This is a genomic window from Synechococcus sp. R3-13, assembly GCF_047462195.1.
GTDB lineage: Bacteria > Cyanobacteriota > Cyanobacteriia > Thermostichales > Thermostichaceae > Thermostichus.
Genome location: NZ_JANSIO010000357.1, coordinates 1 through 3,821 on the forward strand (window position 1 = coordinate 1; position 3,821 = coordinate 3,821).

Sequence of the window (3,821 nt, forward strand, 5' to 3'; positions counted from 1 at the left end):
TAGAAAGGAATACACCCCTACTTTTTTTGCCATGCTACAGCTGACGGGAAAGAAAGCCTTGGTAACCGGCATTGCCAACGAGCGCTCCATTGCCTGGGGCATTGCTCAGCAACTGCACAAAGCGGGGGCCAGCCTAGGGGTTACCTATCTGCCGGACGAGCGGGATCGCTTCAAAACCAAAGTTCAGCAACTCACGGATCCCTTGCAGCCAGATTTTCTCCTCCCCTGCGACGTGCAAAGCGATCAGCAGATCAGCGATCTGTTTCAGGGGGTAACCGAAAAATGGGGTCAGGTCGATATTCTGGTTCACTGCCTGGCCTATGTCAAAAAAGAGGAGCTGAGCGGCAACTTCAGCGATATCTCGCGGGAGGGGTTTGCCCTGGCCATGGATGTGAGCACCTACTCCCTGATTGCCCTCTGCCGGGCTGCCAAGCCCCTACTGAGATCCGGCAGCAGTGTCCTCACCTTGACCTACTTGGGAGGAGTGCGAGTGGTGCCCAACTACAACATGGCTGCCGTCACCAAAGCGGGCCTGGAAACCTGTGTCCGCTACCTGGCTGCCGAGCTGGGCCCTGCCGGGATCCGGGTGAACGCCATTTCTGCCGGCCCAATCCGCACCTTGGCCTCATCGGCCATTTCCGATTTTCATGCCATGCTGCATGCTGTGGAGGAGAAAGCTCCCCTACGGCGCAATGTCACTCAAATAGAGGTGGGCAATGTGGCGGCTTTTCTGGCCAGCGACCTGGCCAGCGGCATTACCGGCCAGGTGATCTACGTGGATAGTGGGTATAGCATCCTGGGTTTTTAAGCGCTTTGGGATCCCTTGGGGATGGCTCCGGCATGAATCGCTTCTCACCCTTGCAGCGGTTGCTGCTCACCTGGATCTTGATCGTCATCAGCGGTTGGCTGGCCATACAGGTGGGTCGGTTGTTTGGGCATTTGCTCACCACCATCCTGACGGCAGCGGTGCTGGCCTTTTTGCTCAACTACCCGGTGCAGGTGCTGCGGCGCTATTGGGTCAGTCGGGGTTTGGCGGTCACCCTGGTCTTTGCTCTCTCGGTGGTGCTGCTGGTCTTGGTGGGGATCGCCGTGGTGCCGGTCTTGGCCAAGCAAGTGGTGCAGCTGGGGGCGCGGATCCCAGAGTGGGTGGACACCTTACAAAATTGGCTCGACCAGATTAGCCTTTGGGCCGCCGAGCGCAACATCAACCTTGGCCAGACGGAGCTGGTCAATACCCTTCTCAACCGCCTGCAGGCCAGCGCCGAGAAAATTGCCGGCCAATCCCTGGATCTCCTTCTGGGTACGTTCAACCAGGTGATCGACTTGGTGCTGGTGCTGGTGTTGGCCCTCTACATGCTGCTCTACGGGGGCCAGTTCTGGCAGGGGTTGCTCAGCCTCTTCCCCAAACCTTGGGGGCCGCGCATTGGCGAAGCCCTAGCCCTCAGCTTTCAGAACTTCCTCATCAGCCAGTTGGTGTTGGGGTTCATCATGGCCCTGATGCTGGTGCCGGTTTTTGGGTTTTTGCGGGTACCTTTCGGGCTCCTGTTTGGCCTGCTGATCGGCCTGCTGGAGGTCATCCCCCTGGTGGGGGGGGTGATTGGCATTGGGGCGGCGGCGGTGTTGCTGGCCTTTCAGGACATTTGGCTCAGCCTTAAAGTGGTGCTGGTTTCCCTGATCGTGCAGCAGGTGAAGGATCGGGTCATCGCCCCCCGCCTGATGGGAGAGCTGATCGGGCTAAATCCAGTGTGGATCTTGATTGCCCTGTTGGTGGGGGCGCAACTGGGGGGCATCCTGGGCGTGATCGTCGCCATTCCCCTCAGCAGTGTGGTGAAAAGCCTTTACGAGATCGCCCGCTCTGCCGACCTGGCCGCCGAAGATGGGTTGGGTTCCGGTGTAAAAGGATCCCCGCAAGGGCTCCGTCCGAGTAGCGCCAACGGCGAACCCCGCCGGGATCCCACCCTGCCCAAGCCGGAGACCCAGCAGATCTAGCTGCTCCAAAAGGGAAGAGGCTCTGCCCATGCGATTCAGGCGATCGCGTTAACCGGCAGGCAAACAGAGGCTCAATCCTGGTAAGCCCAGTTGCTGGGCTATCGATGGCCACCCTTGTCCTCAGGGAGAGGGGCTGGGGGTGAGGGCCTCATCCTAGCGAATCTTGCCCTCGATAAAAGGCACCTCCAGCACTTTTTCGTGGTGGATAGGGCCGTGGCCGAAGTAGCCTCCCTCCCCAAACAGTTCGCCGTGATCGGCTGTAACCGTGATGTAGGTGTTTTTGGGAACCAGGTCGAACAGCTGTTCAAAGATCCCATCCAGGTAGCGCACCGCCTGGATCTGTCGCTGCCGTAGCTCTTCCAACTGGGCCGAATCGAAAAAGGGGATCCCGTCCTCTTCTCCTTCATCCAGCCGCTTCAACACCCCATTCACCCCCGAGATGCGGGGCCACAAGCTGGGATCCTCATCGGGCAGCGCGTAGGGATAGTGAGTTTCGCCCACGTTTAACAGGTAAAAGCTGGGGCGATCCGGCTCGAAGCGCAACTGTTCCACCATGGCCGCCATATCGTTATGCTGGGGCATGAGGCGGTAGGAATCGAAATCCCGATTCAGCAGCGTGCTGGGGTTGAGCACCGGCATGGAGACCATGGCGTGGGTGGTGTAGCCCAGTTGATGCTTCAGCAGCGTCGGCAAATAGAGATGAGGCAGCAGATGCTTGAACTCAATGGGTTGCCGGGTGCCGAGCCGCTCGTTGTAGCGCAGATAATCTTGCTTGTAGTGCTCGGACGCAAAAACGTGGATGGGGCTGGTGTGGGGCAGCAGGCCCATGAGCAGGTTGTAATGGGCAGGGGCCGTCCAGGAAGCGTAGCTCCAGCGCTTTTCCAGAGGGCCCAACTTCAGCAAGTGCTTGGGGTTGGCCGCCAGCAGGCTGTCGAAGCGGCAACTGTCTAGGACGATGAGCAGATAGTTGTTCTGTCCCCGCGGTTCAGGGCGGGGGTCGGGCTCAGACGCAGGAGCGGCAGACGATTTCCACCAGTTTAGGAATCCCATCCTTCCTCCTCCTCGTCGGCGTAGGGCCGCTGGACAATCCGCCAGTTGGGAGCTGCTGCCGCATCGTCGTCCTCAGGAGCGGGATCGCGAATGCGTTCCGGCGGGATATTGGAATAGGAATAGCGGCCTGCTTGGGGATCCGGCTCGTACTCCGGCAGATCTTGGGGCAAATAGTGGTCGGGGGGAATCAGCTGGGCTTCCAAAAAGCGAACTCGGTCGCTCAACTGAGTTAACTTACGGATTGCCTGTCGCTGGAACACCCGGTCGTGCAATCGCCAGGAGCCTACATACAAAAATCCCAGCCCCATCCCTGCCCCATAAGAGGCCAACAGCACCAACGACAAAGGAATCGGGGATCCCGATTGCCCACCCACCACAACCCTTGCCGGGGATCCCCAGTTTTGGATGAGGAGAACGAGCAGGCTCAAGATCCACAAGCCCAGGAGTATGAAGCGAAGGTTTCTGATCGCGTTAGCGGGACGAAATTCTTGCATGGCCTCAACCCTACCCTTTGATTAGGCTACCATTCTTCCCTTTCTCCACTGGCCTGGCAGCAAAGACGCTGGAAGCTCAAGCGGAGTTGTTCTCAACAGCCATTAGCCCTCTCCCTAAGGCGCGCTTCAGGGAGACCCCGGGGCGGAAAAAGTCGTTTCTAGCCGCCTGTATCTCTCCTCCAGGAGAAGGACTTGGACTGTTGAAGCTCGCTGCAGGAGCAGGTTTGCGGGTATGGGCGGTACAAGATTCGAACTTGTGACCCCTTCCGTGTGAAGGAAGTGCGCTAC

The 3,821-nt window shown here is 58.9% G+C and carries 4 protein-coding genes; 2 read left to right on the plus strand and 2 right to left on the minus strand.

Features of this window, described 5'->3' with window-relative positions; genetic code table 11:
- Positions 1-31 precede the first annotated feature (31 nt).
- A complete protein-coding gene (gene fabI / locus NW856_RS10815; protein ID WP_011432788.1) occupies positions 32-808 on the plus strand; it encodes an enoyl-ACP reductase FabI in 777 nt (258 codons plus the stop codon).
- A gap of 32 nt (positions 809-840) precedes the next feature.
- Positions 841-1,989 (plus strand): AI-2E family transporter, encoded by a 1,149-nt coding sequence (locus NW856_RS10820; RefSeq protein WP_414400234.1) that lies wholly within the window; start codon positions 841-843, stop codon positions 1,987-1,989.
- A gap of 153 nt (positions 1,990-2,142) precedes the next feature.
- Here the strand turns inward: NW856_RS10820 and NW856_RS10825 are convergent, their stop codons facing one another.
- Positions 2,143-3,039 carry a sulfatase-like hydrolase/transferase gene (locus NW856_RS10825; RefSeq protein WP_011432786.1) on the minus strand — a complete coding sequence of 299 codons (897 nt, stop codon included), beginning with the start codon at positions 3,037-3,039 and terminating at the stop codon, positions 2,143-2,145.
- Entirely contained in the window at positions 3,027-3,467 is a 441-nt protein-coding gene (locus tag NW856_RS10830; RefSeq protein ID WP_414374744.1) for a LapA family protein, read from the minus strand. The genes NW856_RS10825 and NW856_RS10830 overlap by 13 nt, the downstream gene beginning before the upstream one ends.
- Positions 3,468-3,821: the final 354 nt, after the last annotated feature.

What these genes read in the sequence shown, in the direction of transcription:
- NW856_RS10825 (WP_011432786.1), bottom strand. Translation starts at nt 3,039, where the DNA reads ATGGGATTCCTAAACTGGTGGAAATCGTCTGCCGCTCCTGCGTCTGAG.
- fabI (WP_011432788.1), top strand. Translation starts at nt 32, where the DNA reads ATGCTACAGCTGACGGGAAAGAAAGCCTTGGTAACCGGCATTGCCAAC.
- NW856_RS10820 (WP_414400234.1), top strand. Translation starts at nt 841, where the DNA reads ATGAATCGCTTCTCACCCTTGCAGCGGTTGCTGCTCACCTGGATCTTG.